Origin of the sequence: Acidovorax sp. (assembly GCF_046314175.1) — a bacterium.
In the GTDB taxonomy this organism is placed as follows: domain Bacteria; phylum Pseudomonadota; class Gammaproteobacteria; order Burkholderiales; family Burkholderiaceae_C; genus Acidovorax.
Window position 1 is genome coordinate 1 of record NZ_JBKBXG010000091.1, and the last position, 19,929, is coordinate 19,929.

Here is a 19,929-nt window from a genome sequence, read left to right on the forward strand (position 1 = left end):
TCTCTGAACTGAGGTTTTTTGTGCATATAATCTAAGTCTTGTCGGCGTGTAGCGCAGCCTGGTAGCGCACTTGCATGGGGTGCAAGGGGTCGCGAGTTCGAATCCCGCCACGCCGACCATTTATTCATCCGCCAGTGTTCGTAGAGATACGGACCTGGCGGATTTCTCTTTTGTGGCGCGGCTTTCCGCGTTCTTCATCGTCCGGCATCGTCCGCTGACAGCCACCTATACTTTGGGGCAACTTTTGGGGCAGCAATTGCCCCACTTCCCGGAGTTGCCCCACATGCCCCTAACTGACACCGCCATCAAGGCGGCGAAACCTGCTGAAAAGCCGCGCAAGCTCTACGACGCGGACGGCCTTTATCTTGAGGTCGCCCCATCGGGCGGCAAATGGTGGCGGTTCAAGTACCGCATGGACGGCAAGGAGAAACGCCTAAGCCTGGGCGTGTACCCGGACGTGTCTTTGCTGCAGGCCCGCAAGGCCCGCGACGATGCCCGGCGCCAGGTGCTGGATGGCTCGGACCCATCGGCAAAGCGCCAGGCGCAAAAGCGCGCCAGCGCGGTGGCCGCCGATAACTCTTTCGAGAGTGTGGCCAGGGCCTGGCATGTCAGCTGGGCGCGCACCCGGTCGCAGAAGCACGCGGACCAGGTGCTGCGCCGCATGGAGCTGGATGCGTTCCCGCAAATCGGCGCGATGCCCATTGCCACAATCCGGGCGCCGCAGATCGTGGCCATGGCTAAGAAGGTCGAGCAACGGGGCGCGCATGACCTAGCCAGGCGGGCCATCCAGATTTCGGGGCAGGTGTTCCGGTACGCCATCGGCCACGGCTTGGCAGAGCACAACCCCTGCGGCGATGTTCAACCGGCTGACGTGTTGGCCCCGGTCCGGGAGCAGAACTATGCGCGGGTGGACGTGGCCAAACTGCCGCAGTTGCTGCGCGACGTGGACGACTACCGGGGGCACGTGCGCACGCGCCTGGCCATTCACCTGATGGCGCTGACGTTCGTGCGCACCAGCGAGCTGATAAAGGCGGAATGGTCGGAATTCAACCTTGCGGCGTCACAGTGGCGCATACCCGCCGGCCGCATGAAGATGAAAACTGAACACATCGTGCCGCTGTCCACCCAGGCGGTGGCAGTGCTGCAGGCACTGCAGCGGGTGGGAACAGGCAATGACCTGCTATTCCCAGGGGGACACGATCATGAAAAGCCGATGAGCAACAACGCGATTTTGTTTGCGCTGTACCGCATGGGATACAAGGGGGAAATGACAGGCCACGGGTTTCGTGGCATCGCTTCAACGGTGCTGCATGAACTCGGCCAGGATCACGCCGTCATCGAACTGCAGCTGGCACACCAAGAGCGGGACCGGGTAAGCGCTGCATACAACCACGCCACCTATCTGCCCCAGCGCACCGCGTTGATGCAGCTGTGGGCAGATCACCTTGACACGCTCCGCGGGCGGGCGATTACCCTGCCCTGACGGTTAGGGTCGGCGCAAAAATACTTGCGCCTTCAATGAACTAGACCCGATGCGCCTGGGCCGCTACGGATTTGGCGTGGGCAACAGCTTTGCGGAATGAGGTCCCCAGTTCGGTCATCTGCATAAAGATCATGTCGCCTTCTTCCCAGGATTCACCACCTACCGGCGACACCAGCCCAGTGCCAAGTAGCCGCATCTTCCACACCAGCCCTTCCTTTTTTGAATGATCGTCCGGTACCTCCAGCAGCAATTCGAGGTCATCAAAGTACGCTTGATCGGTTGCAGCTGCCAAACGCCTGAACGTTGACACGTCGATCACGTTATCCAAGTAGGCTACAAAGACCTGAGCGAGAAGGGCGGGCTTGCGCATATCAGCGAGTTTTTCAAGGGTCAGGAACAAGGCCTCGCCCACTTCCTCTGCCGCCCCCTCCCTTGTATGCAGCTCAGTTTGCAAGCGGGCTTTGCTCTGCGCGGATTGCAGTGAGGGCTCCATTACAAACTTGTATACCTTCGCCGCAAACGCCTTGTTTCGCAAATCGTCGTAGCCCTTGCAGAGCTTGATTGCGGTTCCAAGAATCGGGATAGATTTAACTGCCTCATTCTCGGTCGCTGCATCAAGCAACACCTCCACGTTGTCCAACGCGGCTTCGAGAAAATTTCGGTCCGCAGGTCTCTGCGCCATGTTTACTTCCTTTCCTAATTCATGGGCTGAGTGTATTCAGCTGGCTTTCTGACCTTGCGGCGGCCCATCACACTACCTGCCGGCGGTTCTGCACCAGTCGAGACACCAGCCCCTTAATTTCATCGGCGCCGCTGCCCCTGATGATGGCGTCATTGCAGGCCTGCACCTCATTCGCTGGCCAGGCCGAAGCGCGGGCGCCCAGCTTGATGGGCGGCGTGAACATGCCATCCTTGATTCGTTCGTACAGGGTGGTGCGGCCCACCCCCGTGGCTTGCAGCACGCTTGGGAGGCGCAACAGGGGCACAACTTTTTCGACGGTTTGCATTTCTTCTTCCTTCTCACACGGTCAATTTGTCGAGCTGGCAGGGCCGGTTTCAGCCGGTAGCGCCGCGCTCACGTCGATGGCGAAAACCTCCACCGGCTCGGGGCCGAAGTGGGGGTGCGTGATGGTGGTTTCGCGGAACCCGCGCCACTCGCGCACCAGGCGGCGGGTGTCGTCGCCCGCTGGGGGATAGCCTTTGGTCAACACCACACGGGCGAAGGTGCGCCCTTCGAGTCGGCGGCGCCAATAGGGCGTGCGCAGGCGGAATTCCTCCGCCTTCTGGCCCAGGCGGATGGCGTCGAAGTACGCCGTTTTTAGTGGCAGCACCAGATCAGCCATCACGCACCCCCTTCACGGGTCACATCGTGGGCAGCGTTCAAGCGCGCCACGTCGTCGCACTGCTGGGCACTCTCTGCGGCCTCGCTTCTGCTGTAGCCGGCCGCACGCATTTCAGCGATGTGCACGTGTTTCAGCCGGGAACGCTGGCCGGCGTATGCACCGCCACCACTGTTTCCCATCCTGATGAATCGACGGTGCACTGGCTCCAGCTTGGCCACCAGCGCGTCTTGACGTTGCATCAAGGTCATGCCGCACCGCCTTCGCTCGCCACCGCCAGCGCCGCCACCATCGGCCGCACCCAAATGGGCGTGCTGCCCAGTACGAATGTCTCGCCGTTTTTCGCCAGCAGGATGGTCTGGCCCATCACTGTGCCGATGGCCTTTGCAGACTTACGCGGCACTGCGTTGCCGATGGCCTCGCGCCAACGCTGGTCGCTTGGACCATCCAGCACAAACCGCTCGCCTCGATCAGCAGGCCCGCCAGCTGCGAACCATTCTTCGGGGTCTATGAAGCTCTGCAGGGCGGCCAGCTCCAGGGTGGTGAATGGCCGGTGCCATGTGCCATCCAGTGACCTGATGCGCGCCACTAGTTTGTCGCTCGCGCCTGGCAGCGCTGGTGCCCAGGCCTGCGCCCTCGGGTCCGCTACGCTCCATGGGCCGTTGTCGTGGCACGCCGATGCACTCACGGCGCCGGCCGGGTCGGAGTAGTGCACCACGCCGTAGTGCCCGCCGGTCAGGTAGTGGTCGCCCTTGGCGCGCTTCATGTTCGTGCGCGGGTCAGCCACTGCCACCGCGCCTTCGCCAGACGTGCTTCCCGCTATCACGGCCCGTGTCGAATCGGCCCAGGGCGTGACGTGCCATTTCCCGTGCAGCTGCGCGGGATCATCGCCCGCACGCGGGTCTGCCACAGCCTGGCCGGAACCGTGCGCGCTCGTCACCGCCCGCGCCGTCCGGTCCCAGGCGACGATGCGGTATTCGTTCGAGTGCTTCTCAGGGCCACCGTGTCGTGGGTCTGCCACGCTGTATGCACCCTGCAGCGGCCCTTGCTGACCGGCCACCGTGCCCGTGGCTTCGCCCCAGCAGCGCACGCCCAGTGCCTGGCCGTCCTTCCAAGCGGCCGATGGGGCAAAGCGCGGATCAGCCACGGAAAAATCGCCGTTGGTTGGCCGGCTTTTGCCCGTCACAACGCCCGACGGTTCGCCCCAGCCCTTCACACCCATCACGCCGGGATAGCACTGCGGCACCAGCAGGTAGTCGCGCAGGTTTCCGTCTTCTACAGCCAGCTTATTCAAGCTGCGCCAGTCGCTGCCGGCCTCCACGAACGCCAGGCGCACCCAGGTTTTCCACTGCAGCGCTGGCACGCGGTGCATGGGGCCGCCCATCGGGTCGCCTGGCAGCGGCATGTGGCCCAGCACTTCACCCACCGAACGCAGCGCGCGCTTGGGCGGCTCATACAGGAAGGGCGGCACCTTGCGCACCAGGCGGGCCACCAGCAGGAACCGGCGGCGACTTTGGCCCAGGCCGTCGCCCAGCTCGCCGCAATCGTGCGTCGTCTCGGCCGTGGCGTAGCCGTAGTGCTGCAGCATCCCCACAATCTGGTCCAGCAGGTGCCGGCCGCGCGTTGCGATGCGGGGCACGTTCTCGAAAACGATCAGGCCCGGCAGATCGTCCGCGAAGGCCTCCAACATCAGCCACACTCCGCGCAGCGTCAATTCGTTGAGCGCTTGATACTTCGGCGTGGCCGCCCGTGTAGGAGACTGCAGGCCCGAAAACCCCTTGCATGGTGCCGACAAAAACACAATGTCGGGGAACTGCCACTGCGCGGCAGCGCGCACGGTGTCGGCCGTGGCTTCGCGCCAGCCCTCGGGCGGCATGTGGCCGTGCCAGGCCAGGTACTGCTGCAGGCTGAACAGGTCCACGCAGGCTTGGGGCACACCGTTCAGCATGAGGAAGTCCGCGCACGCGCGCTGGTCCACGTCGATGCCGCCCAGCAGCACCATCTGGCCCTTTATCGCGCCGATGCTCGGGTCAGCATCCTTGAACCCGGCCGCCCCCGAACCGGACCCGCCGAACAGGTGGAAATGGGTTACTTTCTGTGGGACGTGATTCAGGTGCATTTCTTTCCTTCGGCCGCAGCTGCGGCATAAATCTCAGGCCCAGCCACTTCGGCCAAGGTAGCGACGCCCGCGCGCACGCGGCTGGCCAGGGCCTCGCAGCGGTCTGCCAGGTCTTTGGGTTGAATGGGATTGGCCAGCAGCAGGGCTTCGGCCTTTTTGTCGGCCGCGTACAGCACCGGCGCCTGGGCGCGGTCCCAGCGGTTCCCGGCTGCGCACATGGCCAGTACGGTGCGCAGGGCCGAGTGCATCTGTTTGCAGTCTGGCGAACCCAGCCGCGCGTCGGCCTCAATGCTGGTGCCCACGGCCAGGGTGTAGGCAAGGGTGGCCAGCCGCTCCGCGCATGGCGCGCCGTGCTCCAGGTCGAACATGGAAATGTGCAGCTCCAGCTGCTCGGATGGCATCAGGCGCCGGGACACGGCCACGCCCACCGGGCTGCAGTGGGCCAACTGCTGGGGGCTGCGCCTGCTCATGCGGCGCTTGGTGTGCGACTTCATGCAACCACCTCCCGCACATCAAGCAACTCGACACACTCGATAGCTGCGTCAGCCAGCGCCTGCAACGACCCATCATTGAGGATGTCCGCATGCGCCGCGATGCGGTGGTGCTGCTCGCTGACATGCATTGCCGTGTCGTCGGGCAGTGCGGCCAGTTCGGGCCGGTGCACACGCACCACCTTTGCCCCCAGGCGGGCCAGCATTGTCCATTCCACAGGGTCGCGCAGGTCCGTCACCACGATGCGGTTCCAGCCGCAGCCCATCTGTCGGCCGATCCAGCGTTCGACGATGCGGGCGTAATAGTCGGGGATGAAGCGGCGCTTGAACGAGGCCCAGCGCTGCAGCACCCAGCGCGGGCTGCGCGGGTCGGTCAGGGTGTCTCCTCCATCGGCGATCCAGCGCATGAACGCCGGGTCGCTGCACATGCCCACGGCCAGCGCGGGAATAGGCCATTCCTTCGTCTGGCGGTCAGTCAGCATGCGCAGGTCGATGCGCCAGGCCTCGCACACCTCGCGGCGCAGCGCGTCAGCAAAGGCGATGCGCGCAAAGCCCTGTTGAGGGGCCAGAACATCGGCGATGGTGTCTTTTCCGACACCGGGGCGGCCTGTCAGGGCAATGATGAGAGGGGTTTTCATGGGTTTCCTTGGGTTCGTGTGAATCAGTCGTCGAGGTCGCCAGCTGCTGCCCGCTTGTGGTCAAAGCGAGGCGGGCGCATGGCCATCGGTGGGGCAAGGGGCGGCGAGCGGGCCGCCGCTTTCTCGGCGGCAACCCGTGCCAGGAACGTGGCCTGCAGCCGGACCAGGCGCATGCGCCACGGGTCGGCCATCACGGCGTCGTAGTCGGTGGGCCACTCGCGGCACGCGGGCAGGTGGACCAGAGAGCGCAGGGCCGCGCGCAGGGCTTCGGCGGTGGGCGCTGTCATGCCGTGGCGCTCCATGCGTCCATGTGCATGTGGGCGGCGCCGGGGCCGCACGCCTCAACGCAGCTGCGGGCGGTGGCCACTGGCTGCACGCCGAATACCTGGCGCACGGCCGGGGCGTAGCAGTGGCGCACCCCTTCACGGTCCATGCCGTGGGCGCACAGCGCGCAGCCGCGCAGTGGTGGCACCAGCTGGGCCAGGGCCTGCATGTTCATGCCGCGCCCCGCACGCGCTGAGGCATGGCCACCACCACGGCCCAGGCCTCGGGCTCCAGCTCCAGCGCTTGCTGTGCGCTTTCCGTGTCGCGCTTTGCCTTGTTCATCGCACGGCGGGCGCGCTTGAACGTCTCGGTGATGTCCGTGCTGCTGGAATTGCGGTAGCGGAAGCGCGGATTGGTGAGGCCCAGCGTGGGCATGGTCAGTTTTGCGGGCACGGTCATACCTCCTGCAGTGGTTCAGGGTTGGAAAAATTCGGGGGAAGGGTGGGCAGCGGGCCGGCCTGGCTGCTGCTGCGGTTCGGGCTGCGGGGTCCAGTCCTCGATTTCGTGACGGCCCCGGCCTAAAAACGCTCTGCGTAGTTCGCCGGTCAGGCGTGCTCTACAGTTATTGAAACAAGTCCAAGGCGCCGACTTCGCGGCGCGGGCCTCGGGGTCCTGGCGGCCATCGGCTACCCGGTTCCACGCTTGGCGGCGCGAGATCAGCCACCGGCCCGACTGCAGCGCCAGGCCTACTGCCACCTTTTTCTCGACTGTTTCGCCGTAGCGGTTCGTGGTCTCGGTTTCGCGGTGCGCCACCGACATAGCCCACTCGCCGCGCTTGCGGCAAGGGCCGCCCATCAGCTCCATGAACCGGCGCCAGTCGGCCTTGATGGACCCCACCCGGTGCACGGCGCCATAGATGCGCCACGCGATGGTGTCGCCCTCGATACGGGCCTGCTCCACTTGATCGTGTGTAACGCGGCGCATCTCGCGCCAGGCCACCACGCTGGGCTGGCCGATGGGCTGGAACTGTCGGATACCCCAGGTCGCGGCCCAGGCATCCACCCGCACATAGCCGGGCACATCGCCCGCATCCACATCGAACAGCTGGCCCTGCGCGTGTCCCTCGCCCTGGCCGTCAAGATGGTTGATCTGGTACGAGCCACCCACGTTCTTGGCCACGTATTTGGCGATATAGGCAGCAGCGCCGCCAGCATCGAGCCACTTCACGTTCACCCGGTTCTTACGGGCGCCTGGCTGGCGCGTCTGGAGGTGTGCGCGGGTCTTCTTGCACTTCACCTCGGGGAACTCGTCGTCCTCGGGCTTGAGCCAGTGCTGGCGGATGATGACCGACGCCAGCCGCGCTTCTTCGCGAGACTGGAACCAGAAAAGCGAATGCCAGTGTGGGCATCCATCGTGGTGCGGTTCGGCCACGCGAAAGCCGTAGAACCGAACGCCCGCCTTGTCCAGCGCTGCGCGGGCATCGGCCCACCGCTTGCACAACCAAGCCTGCCCCTCACGCGGGCTTGATCCGTCATATTTGGGGTTCTTGCGCGACGCCAGGCGGGTGCCCTTTGGGGGCGCCAGCATGGCGTGGAACCGGCTTGGCAACGTCTGCGTAAAGAACAGGCCCACATGGCCCGCCGCGTCGGCGTATTCCTCGCAACCGCGAATGCGCACCATCAGCTCGCCCCGGCGCACGTCGCGGTCTGATACGCCCAGCTTTGCCAGCTCGCCCAGGCGGTACACCTGCCCAGCCTCATTGCGCACCAGGGTGTGCTCCATCATGGCCGCAGCACGGGCCAGCTGCTGCTGGCGGTTCTCCACTGCCGCGTTGCTGCAGTAGCCCCCCTTTTGATGGTTCACCACACCCAGCTTGATGGCGCCCAGCTCGCGCACGCGCGCTACCTTCTGGCGCAGGCGCTTGCGCCAGAACGCCACGTCCTGGCCTTTGCCGATCACGCCCTTTGGCGTGTCGGCCTCGGGTGGCTCCACGTCCAGCAGCTTGCAAGATGTGCGCACCAGCGCCACTTGCTCGGCCTCGGTCAGTGGCTTATGCCGCAGGTCCGCCACCAGGGCCGCGCGCTCGTCGTCTGTCAGCGCCTTTGGCCGCTGATCGTCCAATTCCACGGGCGCGGCCGGTGTTGCCGGTTCGTGCCACAGGTCCATCAAGCGCGCCACGCCTTCGGCCACGGCCTGCGCACGCTCGCAAATGTCGGCATCGCTCATGCTCCAGTGCAGCGCGTCGCCGTGGTCGGCCTTGAACTGCTGCAGGCGCTCCAGCCAAGCACTGTTGCGTTGCCATACAGGCGTGTCAGGCGGCGAGCGGCGCAGCTCGGCTACACCATCGGCCCATTGCGTAGGCAGCGTGGCCGTGAGCTTGGCGGCCAGCGTGTTGGCCTGCCACCGCTCCACGGTGCTCCAGTCTTGGTACTGATTGCGCTTGGCCATCACCACCGCCCCGTCAGTGCATGCAGGCGGCTGAATTCGCGCCGCGCAAACCTGGCCTCAGCCTTCAAGGCCACGCGCTCGGGCTCTGGCAGCTCGCGCCAGTGGCGCTGCGCCAGCACGCCCAGGTCTCCGTCCACGCCGGCCAGCAACATCAACGCCATGCGGTGCGTTTCTGCCAGGCGCGCCCACTCGCGGGACTCCGCGTCCGACCACTGCATCTTGCTGGCCGTCTTCACGAACTCATCACGCAGGGAGCCATTGCCCACCCCGAACAGGCGCGCATAGTGCATGCGCGCCACGGGTGAATGCAGCGGCTCGGGGTGCGTCGCTTCAGACATGCTCAGCGGCCCCCAACCTCACGCACTGCCGCGATGTACCAGGCATCGCCGTACAGCTGTTCGACCCAGGCCACCGCATGAAGGCGGTTCACGGCCGGCACGCGCAAGCGGCGGCGGCGGTGGTGCACGTCAATGTGCGTCACGCGGTAGCAGCTCATGGTGCAACCCCGGCCAGCGCGGCCACGATGGCCGCCAAGCCCACCACCATCAAGGCGCCGGAAAGCCACAACAAGGGCGCAGCGCCAATGGCCAGTGCAACGGCCACCAGCACGCAAGCAAGCAGGGATACACGGAAGGCGATCAAGCGCATGCTTCACCTCCCTTTGCTGGCGCTTCGGATTCGCCACCAACAAAGCACATCACTACGACCAACTCGCCGCGCTCAAGGGTCACGATGCAACCGCCACCGCTTATGCCCCAGCGCTCCGTTTCGCACAGCCCTTCGGAAACCAGCACCTCGTAAAGGCGCCGCCTTTTTTCATCGGTCTCAACAGTCAGGTGAATCCCACGGCGTCCACCCATTGAGAACTCGAAAAGGTCAGAAGGGCGCACATCCAAACCCGCCGCCCCGATGGCGGCCATGCTCGGCTGCAGCAGCGCCATAAGGCCCTTCATGCGCGCGGCCTCAAGCACGCGCGACGCACACCGGCTCTTTGCGTCCGCGACTACCGCGTCGTACAGGTCAGACCGTGGGGCGGTCTTTTTGGTGGTTTTCATAGGCACTCCAAAAACTCAAGGCGAACGAATCCCCGCAGTGCCCCAAAAGGGGCACCGTCAGGCGTTTGGGAAAAGGGAGGGGGAGGGCGCTACCCGGCGGCGGGCATCGCTGCGAAAAGGTCGCCGGTCACAAAGCCACCATGGCGCGGCTGATAGTCAGCCGATGGCATCGACTGCAGCTGTTGCTGCAGCAAGGCACGCTTGATGTGGGATGACATGGGCAGCACCACCGTGGGGTCTGGCGTCGCGCTGGGTGAAATCGTGCGGTTGATTTCAGTCACGGCGCTGAACACGTGGCCGCATTCGTAGTTGCGGCAGTAGAAGATCGTCTCGCGGCTGGTGGTGGTCAGCTGGCCAGAGTGCCGCGTGTAGGCGTTCTGTTTGCAATGGGGGCACATCATGCGCATGGTGGGCGATCCTCGATAGCTGCAGCGATGACGGTCCTGTTGATTTCAGCGACCTTCGAAAACACGTGCCCGCACTTGAAGTTGCGGCACTGGAAGATGGTTTCGCGGCTGTCGGTGGTCAGCTGCCCGCTGTGCCGCGTGTAGGCGTTCTGTTTGCAGTGTGGGCACATCATTCGCATGGGTTGCCGTCCTCAATAGCTGCGGTGGGCGTGACGTAGTGCGCACAAACGGCCTTTGGCTCTGCGCTTGCTTGCGCGAAGGTCAGCACAATGGCATCAAAGAGATCGGCGCCACTTTGGGCGGGCAGCTGGCTTTGCTGCAGGTTCTTCGCCATTGGGGCGACGCCCTTGCGGGCAAAGGTCAGGCCCAGTCGGCGCGCTCTCAGGATGATGACGGGGTGGCGTGGCACAGCGTGGCGGCTTTCAGGCGTTGGCAGCAAGGGCAGCGCGGCGGCGCTTGTGCTCGGCCACGCCCAGGCGGTAGGCATGCAGTGCAAAGCTACTGGCACTGCGGCTTTCTTCGTCGGCCAGCTGGAACGCTTCGTCGCGCTCGGCCTGCGTCAGGCGCAGGGCAATGGGCTTGTCGTGCACCAGGCGGTCAGGCGCCAGGGCAGGGCTTTGGGCTGGCTGGCGGGCAGCGGGCGGGGTGGTCAGTGCTGTGTACATAGTCGTTTCTAGGCAAGGAAGGAGAACCCCGCTCAGGGCGTGCCAGCAGTGCGCGCCCACACGGTGGAATTGGTTTGCAACGTGGTATTGCGGCGCATGTGTACTATCTGGAGTGAATTGGTTACAACGTATTTGCATTGTGGTGCGCATTTGCGTACCTGTCAATGAGATTTTGCTATTCAAATGAGTGTTTTTGCAAGACTTCGGGAAGAGCGCGAGCGACTGGGCCTTACCCAGGAGGCTTTCGGGAGTGCTGGCGGGGTGCTGAAAGGCGCCGTCATCAACTACGAGAAAGGCACGCGCTTTCCAGATGTGTCGTTTCTGGCGGGCGTGGCCAATGTCGGCGCCGATGTGCAGTACATCGTGACGGGCCGCCGCGCAGACCAAAGCAGTGCCACCCTTGCCCCAGCAGAGCGCGCATTGCTGGACAGCTTCTCGCAGGCCGATGAAGCAGGACGTGCAGTGCTTTCAGGCGTGGCAGAGCTGGCCAAACGTGCAGCGCATGCGACGATTGCCGTTGGTCATAGTTCGCGCGTCACCATCGGCGGCGACGTGGGCCAGCAGGTGAACGGTGATCAGACCGTTACCGCGCCAATGACATTCAACGTCGGCAGCAAGCGCAAGTAAGCGCTGATTTATTCAAGGGGCGATCTTTGAGCGATCCGGTGCAAAACTACTTGGCAACACAGGCAACGGCCACTGTCACGCTTCTTGGTGTGGTGGCCTATTTGGTTCACGAACTCTCGAAAAGTGGAACGCTAAACCGCCACGACTTCGAAAAGCACCTTGAAGACCTTGGTGCGCCCGAGAGCGATAACGAATCGCCCGAAGAGCAGCGCATGAGAGCGTCGATTTTGAAGATGATTCGGAAGGCTGCAGACAGCGGAGTGGAAGATGGGCAAGGTTCTTAATATGAATTTGAGGTCAGTCCGCGATCAGTTGCAGCCGGGCGGTGAACCCCCAGATAATGGCGATATGCAAGCCCGCATCGCTAAACTCGAATCCCTCGCTGAGAAGACCAGCGAGCGGCTTGGTGCTATCGAGAAGGACGTTTCCATCATCAAGTCCAACTACGCCACCAAAGAAGACTTGGCACGGCAAAACGCTGATGTTTTCAAAGCCATGAACGACCAGACATGGAAGATCATCGGCGCCATGATCACCTTTGGCACCTTGCTGTCAGGCATCGTGTTCTACATCGCCCGCAACGTGCGCTGAGTTTGCTCGCGTCGGCACTTCTTTGCTTTGTCATCGGCATCACCGATGGCGACACCATCAAAGCCCGTTGTGGCGAGCCAGGCGCTTACCAGCAAGTGACCGTGCGGCTTGCCGCCATTGATGCCCCAGAACGTCGCCAGCCCTTCGGCCAGGCCAGCCGCCAGCACTTGGCGGCGCTGTGCTTTGATCAGCGCGCCAAGATTACTCCCCGCGCCACGGACCGCTACGGGCGCATGGTGGGTGATGTGTCATGCCAAGGCCGTGATGCTGGAGCCGATCTTGTGGCCCATGGGATGGCTTGGGTGTATGTGCGTTACGCGACTGCTGACGATGCGCCATTGGCCCACCTCCAGCAGCGCGCCCGGGCTGCGCGCGCGGGCCTGTGGGCGCAATCTAACCCTGTGCCGCCCTGGGAGTGGCGCAAGACCACCAGCAGCCCGAGCGCCCCCAACAGGCCCGCCGAATAGCTGCAACAATTTGTGTCCCGTCAAACTAGAACAAGGACACAAGGTGCAAGGAGAGGGAAAGGTGATGATTGGTTGCGATGCTGGCCAGGTGGTGGCGGGCAACGCAGTGACCCATATTGAAAAGTACGTTTCGACCACGAGCCACGGCCCCATTGCCGTGGCTTTTTTTTCGGCGCTGCCAGCGTAGGCTTAGCCAGCATTGCCGTACTGATTGCTCTGTTCGGCGGTCCAAGCCCAACAACCAACCCACCCGATCCGCCCCTTGCGTGCCACTACCAGGGCGGCACCTACTCAGCCGGGGCAATCCTTCACATGGGGCGACTGGACAAGGTATGCCAGATCGTTGATGGCGTGCCCACGTGGGTGCGGGGGTAGCGGCCCGTTTACTGCGCAGCACGGGCGCGCAGGTTGTCGGCGGCCAGCTCCAAAGCATCAGCGCCCCACGTCACGGTGCCGCCCCATTCGCCCACTGCCGCGCGGCTGAAAACGGCAGGATCCGCCAGCTCGCGCAATGTGGGGTGGCGCCCGATGATGGGCTTCACATCCACCCGCACCGTTTCCCCATCGGCAAAGGTCAGCTGCAACACACCATCGGCCAAGGCCGTCACGGCGGTGATGGTGGATTGTCCAGCCGTCATGCCGCCAGCTTGCCCCGCTGCACAGCCTCGCGCAGCACCGCATTCACGCGCGTCTGCCAGCCCGCGCCGCTGGCCTTGATGGCGGCCAGTACATCAGCATCCACGCGCAAGGTGGTGGACACCTTCGCATCAGCCTTTACGGTACCCACTGGCCGCCCACGCTTGCGCGCGGCAATCTGTGCGGGGGTGTGCACCGCGCCATACACACCGGCCTTCGCCTCGGCCAGCGACTCGCGCAGGCCTGGCAAGGCCTGGCCCGCGTCGGCCTCGATGGCCTTGGCCACTTTTTCCAGGTTCAGGCCCTTCATCTTTTCCAGGCTTTTCATGGTTACTTCCTTTCGATTTCCTTGGGGAGCATGTTGGCCTTATCGGCCTTTGCATACACCGCCACCAGCAGCACCAGTTCATCGTCGCTCAGGTTGAAATAGATCACGCGCACCCCGCCGCGCTTGCCCTTTCCCTGCACGGTCCAGCGCACCTTGCGGGCGCCTTCTGCACCAGGAATCACATCACCTGCCGTTGGGTTTTCCGCAATCCATGCGATGAAGTCCATCCGCTCGGCTTCTGTCCATACCTTGGCGGCTTCTTTTTGGAATGTCGGGGTTTCGATAACGGTGAACATGTTTTTATTGTACATACATTTTATTCTTTGTGCTTTCTTTTTTTGTATGTACAGCTAGTGTCTAGAAATGGCCACAAACAAAAGCCCGCTTGGGGGCGGGCTTCGGTATGCGGTTTGCGCCTTTCTCAGGGCTGCTGTGCTGCGCGGGTTTCCAGCTCCATGCGCGTGGTCAGGCCGCTATCGCCCAGGGTGTGCGTCAGCTTCACCACCAGCCAGTCGGTGGCGTCGATCACATCCTTGAAACCCTGTAGCACCACTGGGGTCTGCGGCATCAGCTCGGGGCGGCCGATGGCTAGGGTTAGTTCCATGGTGGCTTTGCCCCGCTCGATGCGCCCGCGTTCGGCCCGCGCTGCGGCCATGGCGTCGGCCTCGCTGCCGTAGGTGTCTTTCAGGCGCTTTTCGTTTTCCTGTTCGCCTACCAGCACGCTCTTTTTCTCAGCCGCGTTCGGGTCGTGCCAGTACGCGCGCACCCCGCTGTAGGCGTTGCGGTCGGCGCTGTGGTAGCGGTGCTGGTCGCCATCGGCGCGGGTGATGGTGATGATTTCGAGGTCTTCACCGTTGGCGGCCTTCGTGCTGCCTATGGGCTTGAACACCAGGCGGCCTTTCTTCACCGTGGCCACCGCGTCGTGCTTCGTGGCCAGCCGCGTGAGGAAGTGCAAGTCACTCTCGCGCGTCTGGTCGATGTGTTCCACCGGTGTGTTTGCCAGGCTGTCGTCAATGCGCACCTGCAGGCCGTTGCGCTTTGCAATGTCGCCCACGATTTCGCCCAGCTTCTTGCCGTGGTAGCTGCGCTCCGCGCGGGTGCGCAGCTCGCGCCGCATCTCTGCAGATCGGGCGCGAATGCTGATGGTGTCGGGCGTGCCGCTGTGCTCCACCTCATCCACGTCGAAGGTGCCCTTGTCCTGCATGCCGCTGCCTTCCCAGCCCAGGGCCAGGGCCAGCTCGGCCCCCTTGGCAGGTATGCCCATTCGGCCGTCGCTGTCGTCAATCACCAGGTCCAGCTGGTCGGCTTCGCCGCCTCGGGCTTCCGTGAGGGTGAGGGATACCAGGCGCGCCTCCACCTTCTTGGAAATGTCCCGACCGTCCACCACCAGCGTGAACGTGGGTGCGCGGTGTAGCTGGCTGGTCTTGAGGTAGTCCGGCGCCGCGATCACAGCCACCACTCCCAGTTGTCATCCACAGGCCAGGGGTCCACACCGCCCGATGGCTCTGCGCGCTCATCGTCCACGCGCATCAGCTGCAGGTCAAACTCGATGCGCCGCGCGGCTCCGGTGTCTATCAGCACAGAGCGTGTTTCCGTCAGGTTCTCGATGACGAAGGCGCCGAACACTTCGCATGGGTTTCCGCCCGATACCAAAGCCCAGGCCTTGCCGCTGTCGGCCATCTTGCGCAGTGCGTCCAGCGAACGCATGGAGCCCGCGAACTCAGGCGCCAGCACGCCCGACAGGTTGATTGTTTCGTCGCCTTGTCCCACAAACTGGCGTGCGGGCCTAGCGCCCACGCGTGAGCTACTGGGGTGGCGCCATGCGGCCACTCTGCGTAGCTGGTCGGTAGGCAGGGTCTGCAGCCCGAAGGTGAACTGCCCCAAAGAAAACAGCATGTGTGGTGCTCCTATCCGTCGATGTCGCCGTACGTGGACAGCACGTTCGAGCGTTTGGCCCGCTCGCGGCGGTCCATTTCAAAGGTGATGGCGCGCGCCATCGCTTTTTCATCCATGCCGGGGGCAGCGTTCACCGTGATGTTGTTGGTGGTGGTGTTGCCGCCACCTTCGCCCCTGGGATTGAATTTCAGCGGCTTGGGCTCTTCAAAGAACCGCAGCGCACCTGGGCCGGTGGTGGCCGGCATCACCGGCAACCCCCCAGGCAACCCCAGGCCGGCGGCGGCGCCTGGCGAACCCGTCCCCCCAATGAGCGAGGACACGCGCGCCAGCAGTCCCAGCACGGGCACGTGGCTGGCCACTTGGATGAGCTTGGCCACGATGCCGCCCAGCACTTCGCCCACCAGTTGGCCAGCACTGGCAAACCCGGCAAGCTCCTGTTGGGTGGACTGAATGGGGGCGATCAGATCAGTGAACCACCGCCATGCCTGGCCCAGCCAGCCCACCAGCGTGCTGCCGAACTCCAGCAGGGGCGCCATCTGCGAAAGCACTGGTGCCAGCCCAATGGCCAGGCCGTCCCACACGCCGCCCAAAAATGCCTTGATAGGCCCCCAAAACTTGTAAATCGTAAGGGCCGCTCCGGCGATGATGGCAATGGCGCCGATGACAGGCCAGCTGGCCGCAAGCATGGCCAGCAGGCCCCCGCGAACGAAAACCATGGCGGCCTGGCCAGCCACCCGCAGGCCGGCCGCGAGCGGCCCGCCCGCCGTGAGCGCGAGGCGAGCGAAGACAAAGCGCAGCAGCATCACCTTGCCCGCGATCAGCGCAAGGGGCACCAGCAGGAATCCCAGGCCCGCTGTGAGCGCCGAGAATGCCACCACGGACCCCAGCACCCAGCCCACCAGTGTGGAGTGTTCGTGCGCAAACTTGGCGACGCGCTCGATGATGGGGTTTACCAGATTGATGAGCTTCAGCAGCGCCGGAACAAGGGTTGCGCCCACAACCGTGCTCAGGTTGAACGCCCGGTTCTTCATCATCTGCCACTGTGCGGACAGGGTGGCATTGCGCGCCGCCGCTTCGCGGGCCATGGAGCCCGTGGCACCGGCACCGTTGGCCAGCTCGCGCTGGCGCGCCAGCTCCTCGGGCTTGTCCAGCAGCTTGGCAATCTTGCCGAAGTGGTCCTGGCCCACCAACTCCACAAGCACGCCCACGCGCTTGTCCTCTGGCAGCGCTCGAATGGCGGTCAAAACCTTGTCCATTGTGCCCATGGCATCCGTGGCCATGCCCTTCTGCATCGCCTCGGTAGACATACCAATTTCGTCCAGCGCAGCTTTAAATGGCTTTGTTCCCTTCGTTGCAGCGGCAAACCGGCCCATCATAAATTTCACTGCCGTTGCCGCGTTCTCTGGCGTCTCCCCGAGGGTGAGCAGCGTAGACCCTAGCGCGGCGTAGTCGTTTGCCGAAGCCTTGGCAACCGATGCAACACCGCCGACACGGTTCATGAAGTCGATGAGGTCGGCGCCCTTGCTGATGGAGTTGTCATCAAGGTAGTTGATCGAATCCGCAAGCGCGCGAATCTGAGGAAGTGGGATGTTGAAATTCTTGGCTACCTTACCCATCGACTCCGCCAGTTCACTCGGCACTGCGTCGAAGGCGGTGGCCATTTCACTGGCCAGGAGCGTGAATTCCTTCAGCTCACCTGTTGGCACCTCCATGCGTGCGGCGGCAGCAAACATCGCAGCGATTTCGGTGGTGGCAATGGGAATCTGCCCGCTCAGCGCTCGCACGTCGCGCTCGGCCTGGCGGTACACCTCGGTCAGCTGCCCCATTTCGTTGCGGGCGCCGGGCACCTGTCGCGCAACCCCCAGCATGGCGTTTTCGTGCTTGGAGTAGTTGGCCACCGGCCCCATGCCAATCTCTACCCCACGGCGCCCAGCTGCTTGCATGGCTACGCCCGCACCGGCCGCCATGCCGGTGTGCAGCATGGCCTTGGCGTGCTTGTCGCGCAGTTCCTGCAGGTGCCGCTGCTGGGCGGCCAGGCGCTGCAGCTCCACACGCTGCTTGCCCATGGCGGCCGTGGCGCCGTCAATGTCGGCTTTGAGGCGGGCCTGCGCCGCGTTCAAGTTGCCGGTAATGCCCATGGCATTGAGCGCAGCGCGGGCCTTTACGGCTGCGGACTTCTGCACTTCCAGCGCATCGGCCAGCGCGCGCACCCCCCGTTCCTCGCGCTTGATCTGCGCGGCCGTGGCCGTGCCGCTGGCCCGCATGCCATCGAGCAGGGCCTGTTTCACCTTGAGGGCGTTGTTCAACCGGGCCAGCTCGGCCGCCTGGCGCTGCACATTGCCCACCGCGCCTTGCTGGTCGTTCAGTTCCTTGAGGCGGTCGCGGGCGGCCTTGAGTGCGCGGGCGGTTTCCCCGCTGGCGCCGCTGATGCGCTTCATGGGCGCAAGCACGCGCTCGGCCATGTCCAGCACCACGCGCAGGCGCAACTGGTCAGCCATGGCGCACCCCACGGGCGCGCGTGGCGCAAGGTGTTAGCGGGTAGGGGCGGTTTCGGCCAGCAGCGCGTCGATCTCGGCCAGCTCGGCCGCACGCTGGGGTGCCAGCATCGCGTCGCGGTGCAGTATCCAGATGTACACCGGCACCATCAGCAGCCACAGGCCCGAAAGGACCAGGGCTGTAAGCAGCGTGTATTTCAGCAGGGCGGAAAGCATGGTTCATTCTTGCACATCCAAGGGTGCGGGGTGTCATTCCTCGGACTGCCGCTCGTAGCGCTCGCGCGCTCGTTCCCGCCAGTCCATCAGCTCGGCCACGCTCATGGGGTCCATGTCGGCGGGCCGCCAATGGAACACCAGGGCCAGGTCGGCCATGGCGTCCTCTACGCGGTTTGGAAGCCCTCCCGCTGCGCCTTCGGCACCAAAAAACTGACCACCTCCGAACCCAGGCTTACTAGGTCGGCGGGGTCCATCGCGTCCACTTCTTGGCGCAGCAGTGGCGGCTCGGTCACACGGGGCAGCAACGCCTGCAAGGCTGTCACGTTCATCTGCAGCACCTCCACCAGCGACAGACCGCGCAGGGCGCCCGCGTTGGGCTTGCGCACCAGCACGTGCGTGATGGTCTGGCCGTTGCGCTGGATGGGCGTATCCAGCGGGATGCCCACGGGGATTCCGGGGGCGGCGATGGCAACAGCGGGAGCGGCGGCGGGGGCGGTTTGGGCGGGTGTGTTCATGGCAATGGATCCGGGAAAGATGGAAAGAAGGCGCGGCCCGCTCAGGGCCGTGCGAATGGTGGCGGGCGTCACATGCCCAGGGCGGCGCGTGTCTCTGCCAGGCGGTCAACGCCGTTGACCATTTCGATCATGTTCACCACGTCGATTTCGATCAGCGTTTCGCCGTTGATGGTCAGCTTGTAGTAGCTCAGGGCGGCCTTGTACTTAATGGCCGTGGCTTCGCCGGCCTTGGCGCTGCCTGGGTCGATTTCCGAGAACCGGCCTCGCATGACGACTTCCAGCGCGTCAACGCTCTCGCTGTCGTCGCCCTGCAGCGATCCGGCAAAGCGCAGCATCACGCCATCGTGGCGCAGCGTGCCCCAGCTGGTGAACAGCTCTTTCATGTAGCCGGCGGCCGTCAGCTCGGCTTCCATGCCCTCCATGCCGTAATCCGCCTTCACGGGGGCACTCATGCCGCCCGAACGGTAGTCTTCCATCTTGCGGGCGAGCTTGGGCAGCGTCACTTCGGGCATCTCTCCGACGCAGTTGTGGCCATCCACGAAGGTGGTGAAATTCTTGATCTTTCGGGGCAATCCCATGGTGTTCTCCTGTAGTCAATCGGTGGTGTGGTGCGGCCTTACTCGCCCGTGCCCACGCGCAGGGCGAAGTCGGCGTAGTAGCGGTCGGTAATGCGCTGCTGGAACGTGAGGTCTTCCAGCGGCGGCACGGGGGTGTAGTCGTAGTCCAGCGTCAACTTGCCGTTCTTGAGCGTGGCGGAAACGTTGACCTCTTCGTCGTACCAGGCGCGGCCGTCGAGGATGTAGCCCAGGGTTTTGAGCTCACGCATCTTGGCGTTGATGCCTTCGAGGATGTCTTTCACCAGGCTGGGGTGCAGCGGCTTATCCACCGCCCAGAAGTGGCCCTCGGCCATGGTGTCGGCCAGGATCTGCGCGGTGCGCGTGGCGCTCTCGAAAGCGAACAGTTCGTCGGTGCTGCAGGTGCGCGAACCCCAGAAGCGGAACCCCTGATTGCGGATCAGCGTCGTGATGCCGGCGCCGTTGAGCAGGCCCGCGTCGGTATCGGGGTTCTGCAAGTCCCAGAACACATCCTTGCTGATACCCAGCACGCCGTTCATGGGCACGTTGGACAGCGTTTTGTGCCAGCCCTGCTCGGCGTCGATCTTGGCGCGCAGGCCCATGGCGTAGGCCACGGGCGAGGCGTCCACCACCACGCCGGTGCCAGGCGTGGCCACCTTCACGCGCGGCCAGA

The 19,929-nt window shown here is 64.2% G+C and carries 35 protein-coding genes and 1 tRNA gene; 6 read left to right on the top strand and 30 right to left on the bottom strand.

Annotated features, from left to right (window positions below; translation table 11 throughout):
* Positions 1-42 precede the first annotated feature (42 nt).
* Positions 43-119: transfer RNA gene (locus ACK4OE_RS20740), tRNA-Pro, on the top strand.
* Positions 120-283: 164 nt separating this feature from the next.
* Positions 284-1,483: a tyrosine-type recombinase/integrase gene (locus ACK4OE_RS20745; RefSeq protein ID WP_409887642.1), complete on the top strand. Its 1,200-nt coding sequence runs from the start codon at positions 284-286 to the stop codon at positions 1,481-1,483.
* Positions 1,484-1,523: 40 nt separating this feature from the next.
* Here ACK4OE_RS20745 and ACK4OE_RS20750 read toward each other — a convergent pair whose 3' ends face one another.
* The 19 genes from ACK4OE_RS20750 to ACK4OE_RS20840 form a co-directional block, all read right to left on the bottom strand.
* Positions 1,524-2,165 carry a hypothetical protein gene (locus tag ACK4OE_RS20750; RefSeq protein ID WP_409887644.1) on the bottom strand — a complete coding sequence of 214 codons (642 nt, stop codon included), beginning with the start codon at positions 2,163-2,165 and terminating at the stop codon, positions 1,524-1,526.
* 67 nt (positions 2,166-2,232) lie between these two features.
* A complete protein-coding gene (locus ACK4OE_RS20755) occupies positions 2,233-2,490 on the bottom strand; it encodes a helix-turn-helix transcriptional regulator (protein ID WP_409887646.1) in 258 nt (85 codons plus the stop codon).
* A gap of 21 nt (positions 2,491-2,511) precedes the next feature.
* Positions 2,512-2,826, bottom strand: a complete 315-nt coding sequence (locus ACK4OE_RS20760) for an ASCH domain-containing protein (protein ID WP_409887648.1) — start codon at positions 2,824-2,826, stop codon at positions 2,512-2,514.
* The gene (locus tag ACK4OE_RS20765) at positions 2,826-3,074 is read right to left on the bottom strand and encodes a hypothetical protein (RefSeq protein WP_409887650.1); all 249 of its coding nucleotides are present in this window, start codon (positions 3,072-3,074) and stop codon (positions 2,826-2,828) included. The genes ACK4OE_RS20760 and ACK4OE_RS20765 overlap by 1 nt, the downstream gene beginning before the upstream one ends.
* The gene (locus tag ACK4OE_RS20770) at positions 3,071-4,942 is read right to left on the bottom strand and encodes a DNA cytosine methyltransferase (protein WP_409887652.1); all 1,872 of its coding nucleotides are present in this window, start codon (positions 4,940-4,942) and stop codon (positions 3,071-3,073) included. Before ACK4OE_RS20770 ends, ACK4OE_RS20765 begins: the two co-directional genes overlap by 4 nt.
* Complete coding sequence (locus tag ACK4OE_RS20775) at positions 4,933-5,436, bottom strand: hypothetical protein (RefSeq protein ID WP_409887654.1); 504 nt, start codon at positions 5,434-5,436, stop codon at positions 4,933-4,935. Before ACK4OE_RS20775 ends, ACK4OE_RS20770 begins: the two co-directional genes overlap by 10 nt.
* The gene (locus ACK4OE_RS20780; RefSeq protein WP_409887656.1) at positions 5,433-6,071 is read right to left on the bottom strand and encodes a hypothetical protein; all 639 of its coding nucleotides are present in this window, start codon (positions 6,069-6,071) and stop codon (positions 5,433-5,435) included. The genes ACK4OE_RS20775 and ACK4OE_RS20780 overlap by 4 nt, the downstream gene beginning before the upstream one ends.
* A gap of 23 nt (positions 6,072-6,094) precedes the next feature.
* A complete protein-coding gene (locus tag ACK4OE_RS20785; protein ID WP_409887658.1) occupies positions 6,095-6,358 on the bottom strand; it encodes a hypothetical protein in 264 nt (87 codons plus the stop codon).
* Complete coding sequence (locus ACK4OE_RS20790; RefSeq protein ID WP_409887660.1) at positions 6,355-6,570, bottom strand: hypothetical protein; 216 nt, start codon at positions 6,568-6,570, stop codon at positions 6,355-6,357. The genes ACK4OE_RS20785 and ACK4OE_RS20790 overlap by 4 nt, the downstream gene beginning before the upstream one ends.
* The gene (locus ACK4OE_RS20795; RefSeq protein ID WP_409887662.1) at positions 6,567-6,788 is read right to left on the bottom strand and encodes a hypothetical protein; all 222 of its coding nucleotides are present in this window, start codon (positions 6,786-6,788) and stop codon (positions 6,567-6,569) included. The genes ACK4OE_RS20790 and ACK4OE_RS20795 overlap by 4 nt, the downstream gene beginning before the upstream one ends.
* Positions 6,789-6,809: 21 nt before the next feature.
* Complete coding sequence (locus tag ACK4OE_RS20800) at positions 6,810-8,783, bottom strand: replication endonuclease (RefSeq protein WP_409887664.1); 1,974 nt, start codon at positions 8,781-8,783, stop codon at positions 6,810-6,812.
* Positions 8,783-9,121, bottom strand: coding sequence for a hypothetical protein (locus ACK4OE_RS20805; RefSeq protein WP_409887666.1), 339 nt, complete (start codon positions 9,119-9,121; stop codon positions 8,783-8,785). Before ACK4OE_RS20805 ends, ACK4OE_RS20800 begins: the two co-directional genes overlap by 1 nt.
* A gap of 2 nt (positions 9,122-9,123) precedes the next feature.
* Positions 9,124-9,279 (bottom strand): hypothetical protein, encoded by a 156-nt coding sequence (locus tag ACK4OE_RS20810; RefSeq protein ID WP_409887668.1) that lies wholly within the window; start codon positions 9,277-9,279, stop codon positions 9,124-9,126.
* A complete protein-coding gene (locus ACK4OE_RS20815; RefSeq protein WP_409887670.1) occupies positions 9,276-9,431 on the bottom strand; it encodes a hypothetical protein in 156 nt (51 codons plus the stop codon). The genes ACK4OE_RS20810 and ACK4OE_RS20815 overlap by 4 nt, the downstream gene beginning before the upstream one ends.
* Positions 9,422-9,838, bottom strand: a complete 417-nt coding sequence (locus tag ACK4OE_RS20820) for a hypothetical protein (RefSeq protein WP_409887672.1) — start codon at positions 9,836-9,838, stop codon at positions 9,422-9,424. Before ACK4OE_RS20820 ends, ACK4OE_RS20815 begins: the two co-directional genes overlap by 10 nt.
* An 89-nt stretch (positions 9,839-9,927) precedes the next feature.
* The gene (locus ACK4OE_RS20825) at positions 9,928-10,245 is read right to left on the bottom strand and encodes an ogr/Delta-like zinc finger family protein (protein ID WP_409887674.1); all 318 of its coding nucleotides are present in this window, start codon (positions 10,243-10,245) and stop codon (positions 9,928-9,930) included.
* Positions 10,236-10,424 carry an ogr/Delta-like zinc finger family protein gene (locus ACK4OE_RS20830; RefSeq protein WP_409887676.1) on the bottom strand — a complete coding sequence of 63 codons (189 nt, stop codon included), beginning with the start codon at positions 10,422-10,424 and terminating at the stop codon, positions 10,236-10,238. Before ACK4OE_RS20830 ends, ACK4OE_RS20825 begins: the two co-directional genes overlap by 10 nt.
* Positions 10,415-10,654 carry a hypothetical protein gene (locus ACK4OE_RS20835; protein WP_409887678.1) on the bottom strand — a complete coding sequence of 80 codons (240 nt, stop codon included), beginning with the start codon at positions 10,652-10,654 and terminating at the stop codon, positions 10,415-10,417. The genes ACK4OE_RS20830 and ACK4OE_RS20835 overlap by 10 nt, the downstream gene beginning before the upstream one ends.
* 13 nt (positions 10,655-10,667) lie before the next feature.
* Positions 10,668-10,910 carry a hypothetical protein gene (locus ACK4OE_RS20840; RefSeq protein ID WP_409887680.1) on the bottom strand — a complete coding sequence of 81 codons (243 nt, stop codon included), beginning with the start codon at positions 10,908-10,910 and terminating at the stop codon, positions 10,668-10,670.
* Between the two features lie 183 nt (positions 10,911-11,093).
* Here ACK4OE_RS20840 and ACK4OE_RS20845 point away from each other — a divergent pair, with 183 nt between their 5' ends.
* From ACK4OE_RS20845 to ACK4OE_RS20860, 4 genes are all read left to right on the top strand, one after another.
* Positions 11,094-11,537, top strand: coding sequence for a helix-turn-helix domain-containing protein (locus ACK4OE_RS20845; RefSeq protein ID WP_409887682.1), 444 nt, complete (start codon positions 11,094-11,096; stop codon positions 11,535-11,537).
* A gap of 26 nt (positions 11,538-11,563) precedes the next feature.
* Complete coding sequence (locus ACK4OE_RS20850; RefSeq protein ID WP_409887684.1) at positions 11,564-11,821, top strand: hypothetical protein; 258 nt, start codon at positions 11,564-11,566, stop codon at positions 11,819-11,821.
* A gap of 64 nt (positions 11,822-11,885) precedes the next feature.
* Entirely contained in the window at positions 11,886-12,128 is a 243-nt protein-coding gene (locus tag ACK4OE_RS20855) for a hypothetical protein (RefSeq protein WP_409887686.1), read from the top strand.
* Positions 12,129-12,130: 2 nt separating this feature from the next.
* Complete coding sequence (locus tag ACK4OE_RS20860) at positions 12,131-12,595, top strand: thermonuclease family protein (protein ID WP_409887688.1); 465 nt, start codon at positions 12,131-12,133, stop codon at positions 12,593-12,595.
* A 383-nt stretch (positions 12,596-12,978) separates the two neighbouring features.
* Here ACK4OE_RS20860 and ACK4OE_RS20865 read toward each other — a convergent pair whose 3' ends face one another.
* From ACK4OE_RS20865 to ACK4OE_RS20915, 11 genes are all read right to left on the bottom strand, one after another.
* Entirely contained in the window at positions 12,979-13,233 is a 255-nt protein-coding gene (locus ACK4OE_RS20865; protein ID WP_409887690.1) for a DUF2442 domain-containing protein, read from the bottom strand.
* Positions 13,230-13,559 (bottom strand): BrnA antitoxin family protein, encoded by a 330-nt coding sequence (locus tag ACK4OE_RS20870; RefSeq protein ID WP_409887692.1) that lies wholly within the window; start codon positions 13,557-13,559, stop codon positions 13,230-13,232. Before ACK4OE_RS20870 ends, ACK4OE_RS20865 begins: the two co-directional genes overlap by 4 nt.
* Before the next feature lie 2 nt (positions 13,560-13,561).
* Positions 13,562-13,855, bottom strand: a complete 294-nt coding sequence (locus tag ACK4OE_RS20875) for a DNA-binding protein (RefSeq protein WP_409887694.1) — start codon at positions 13,853-13,855, stop codon at positions 13,562-13,564.
* 125 nt (positions 13,856-13,980) lie between these two features.
* Positions 13,981-15,015, bottom strand: a complete 1,035-nt coding sequence (locus ACK4OE_RS20880) for a contractile injection system protein, VgrG/Pvc8 family (protein WP_409887696.1) — start codon at positions 15,013-15,015, stop codon at positions 13,981-13,983.
* Positions 15,006-15,455, bottom strand: a complete 450-nt coding sequence (locus ACK4OE_RS20885; RefSeq protein ID WP_409887698.1) for a phage tail protein — start codon at positions 15,453-15,455, stop codon at positions 15,006-15,008. The genes ACK4OE_RS20880 and ACK4OE_RS20885 overlap by 10 nt, the downstream gene beginning before the upstream one ends.
* An 11-nt stretch (positions 15,456-15,466) precedes the next feature.
* Positions 15,467-17,953 carry a phage tail tape measure protein gene (locus ACK4OE_RS20890; RefSeq protein ID WP_409887700.1) on the bottom strand — a complete coding sequence of 829 codons (2,487 nt, stop codon included), beginning with the start codon at positions 17,951-17,953 and terminating at the stop codon, positions 15,467-15,469.
* Between the two features lie 33 nt (positions 17,954-17,986).
* Positions 17,987-18,166, bottom strand: a complete 180-nt coding sequence (locus ACK4OE_RS20895) for a hypothetical protein (protein ID WP_409887701.1) — start codon at positions 18,164-18,166, stop codon at positions 17,987-17,989.
* Positions 18,167-18,199: 33 nt separating this feature from the next.
* Positions 18,200-18,322, bottom strand: a complete 123-nt coding sequence (locus ACK4OE_RS20900; RefSeq protein WP_409887703.1) for a GpE family phage tail protein — start codon at positions 18,320-18,322, stop codon at positions 18,200-18,202.
* A gap of 8 nt (positions 18,323-18,330) precedes the next feature.
* Complete coding sequence (locus tag ACK4OE_RS20905; RefSeq protein WP_409887705.1) at positions 18,331-18,681, bottom strand: phage tail assembly protein; 351 nt, start codon at positions 18,679-18,681, stop codon at positions 18,331-18,333.
* Between the two features lie 68 nt (positions 18,682-18,749).
* On the bottom strand, positions 18,750-19,259 hold the full coding sequence (locus tag ACK4OE_RS20910) for a phage major tail tube protein (protein ID WP_409887707.1): 510 nt from the start codon (positions 19,257-19,259) through the stop codon (positions 18,750-18,752).
* A gap of 38 nt (positions 19,260-19,297) precedes the next feature.
* A partial coding sequence (locus tag ACK4OE_RS20915; RefSeq protein WP_409887709.1) for a phage tail sheath C-terminal domain-containing protein occupies positions 19,298-19,929 on the bottom strand: 632 nt, incomplete at its 5' end.

Excerpts from the sequence above, each read along its gene's own strand:
- ACK4OE_RS20905 (WP_409887705.1), bottom strand. The coding sequence starts at position 18,681 with ATGAACACACCCGCCCAAACCGCCCCCGCCGCCGCTCCCGCTGTTGCC.
- ACK4OE_RS20895 (WP_409887701.1), bottom strand. The coding sequence starts at position 18,166 with ATGCTTTCCGCCCTGCTGAAATACACGCTGCTTACAGCCCTGGTCCTT.
- ACK4OE_RS20870 (WP_409887692.1), bottom strand. The coding sequence starts at position 13,559 with ATGAAAAGCCTGGAAAAGATGAAGGGCCTGAACCTGGAAAAAGTGGCC.
- ACK4OE_RS20800 (WP_409887664.1), bottom strand. The coding sequence starts at position 8,783 with ATGGCCAAGCGCAATCAGTACCAAGACTGGAGCACCGTGGAGCGGTGG.
- ACK4OE_RS20900 (WP_409887703.1), bottom strand. The coding sequence starts at position 18,322 with ATGGCCGACCTGGCCCTGGTGTTCCATTGGCGGCCCGCCGACATGGAC.
- ACK4OE_RS20765 (WP_409887650.1), bottom strand. The coding sequence starts at position 3,074 with ATGACCTTGATGCAACGTCAAGACGCGCTGGTGGCCAAGCTGGAGCCA.
- ACK4OE_RS20865 (WP_409887690.1), bottom strand. The coding sequence starts at position 13,233 with ATGACGGCTGGACAATCCACCATCACCGCCGTGACGGCCTTGGCCGAT.
- ACK4OE_RS20775 (WP_409887654.1), bottom strand. The coding sequence starts at position 5,436 with ATGAAGTCGCACACCAAGCGCCGCATGAGCAGGCGCAGCCCCCAGCAG.
- ACK4OE_RS20830 (WP_409887676.1), bottom strand. The coding sequence starts at position 10,424 with ATGCGAATGATGTGCCCACACTGCAAACAGAACGCCTACACGCGGCAC.
- ACK4OE_RS20760 (WP_409887648.1), bottom strand. The coding sequence starts at position 2,826 with ATGGCTGATCTGGTGCTGCCACTAAAAACGGCGTACTTCGACGCCATC.
- ACK4OE_RS20745 (WP_409887642.1), top strand. The coding sequence starts at position 284 with ATGCCCCTAACTGACACCGCCATCAAGGCGGCGAAACCTGCTGAAAAG.
- ACK4OE_RS20820 (WP_409887672.1), bottom strand. The coding sequence starts at position 9,838 with ATGAAAACCACCAAAAAGACCGCCCCACGGTCTGACCTGTACGACGCG.
- ACK4OE_RS20785 (WP_409887658.1), bottom strand. The coding sequence starts at position 6,358 with ATGACAGCGCCCACCGCCGAAGCCCTGCGCGCGGCCCTGCGCTCTCTG.
- ACK4OE_RS20805 (WP_409887666.1), bottom strand. The coding sequence starts at position 9,121 with ATGTCTGAAGCGACGCACCCCGAGCCGCTGCATTCACCCGTGGCGCGC.
- ACK4OE_RS20910 (WP_409887707.1), bottom strand. The coding sequence starts at position 19,259 with ATGGGATTGCCCCGAAAGATCAAGAATTTCACCACCTTCGTGGATGGC.
- ACK4OE_RS20790 (WP_409887660.1), bottom strand. The coding sequence starts at position 6,570 with ATGAACATGCAGGCCCTGGCCCAGCTGGTGCCACCACTGCGCGGCTGC.
- ACK4OE_RS20770 (WP_409887652.1), bottom strand. The coding sequence starts at position 4,942 with ATGCACCTGAATCACGTCCCACAGAAAGTAACCCATTTCCACCTGTTC.
- ACK4OE_RS20825 (WP_409887674.1), bottom strand. The coding sequence starts at position 10,245 with ATGCGCATGATGTGCCCCCATTGCAAACAGAACGCCTACACGCGGCAC.
- ACK4OE_RS20840 (WP_409887680.1), bottom strand. The coding sequence starts at position 10,910 with ATGTACACAGCACTGACCACCCCGCCCGCTGCCCGCCAGCCAGCCCAA.
- ACK4OE_RS20810 (WP_409887668.1), bottom strand. The coding sequence starts at position 9,279 with ATGAGCTGCTACCGCGTGACGCACATTGACGTGCACCACCGCCGCCGC.
- ACK4OE_RS20885 (WP_409887698.1), bottom strand. The coding sequence starts at position 15,455 with ATGCTGTTTTCTTTGGGGCAGTTCACCTTCGGGCTGCAGACCCTGCCT.
- ACK4OE_RS20815 (WP_409887670.1), bottom strand. The coding sequence starts at position 9,431 with ATGCGCTTGATCGCCTTCCGTGTATCCCTGCTTGCTTGCGTGCTGGTG.
- ACK4OE_RS20780 (WP_409887656.1), bottom strand. The coding sequence starts at position 6,071 with ATGAAAACCCCTCTCATCATTGCCCTGACAGGCCGCCCCGGTGTCGGA.
- ACK4OE_RS20845 (WP_409887682.1), top strand. The coding sequence starts at position 11,094 with ATGAGTGTTTTTGCAAGACTTCGGGAAGAGCGCGAGCGACTGGGCCTT.
- ACK4OE_RS20890 (WP_409887700.1), bottom strand. The coding sequence starts at position 17,953 with ATGGCTGACCAGTTGCGCCTGCGCGTGGTGCTGGACATGGCCGAGCGC.
- ACK4OE_RS20875 (WP_409887694.1), bottom strand. The coding sequence starts at position 13,855 with ATGTTCACCGTTATCGAAACCCCGACATTCCAAAAAGAAGCCGCCAAG.
- ACK4OE_RS20855 (WP_409887686.1), top strand. The coding sequence starts at position 11,886 with ATGCAAGCCCGCATCGCTAAACTCGAATCCCTCGCTGAGAAGACCAGC.
- ACK4OE_RS20750 (WP_409887644.1), bottom strand. The coding sequence starts at position 2,165 with ATGGCGCAGAGACCTGCGGACCGAAATTTTCTCGAAGCCGCGTTGGAC.
- ACK4OE_RS20755 (WP_409887646.1), bottom strand. The coding sequence starts at position 2,490 with ATGCAAACCGTCGAAAAAGTTGTGCCCCTGTTGCGCCTCCCAAGCGTG.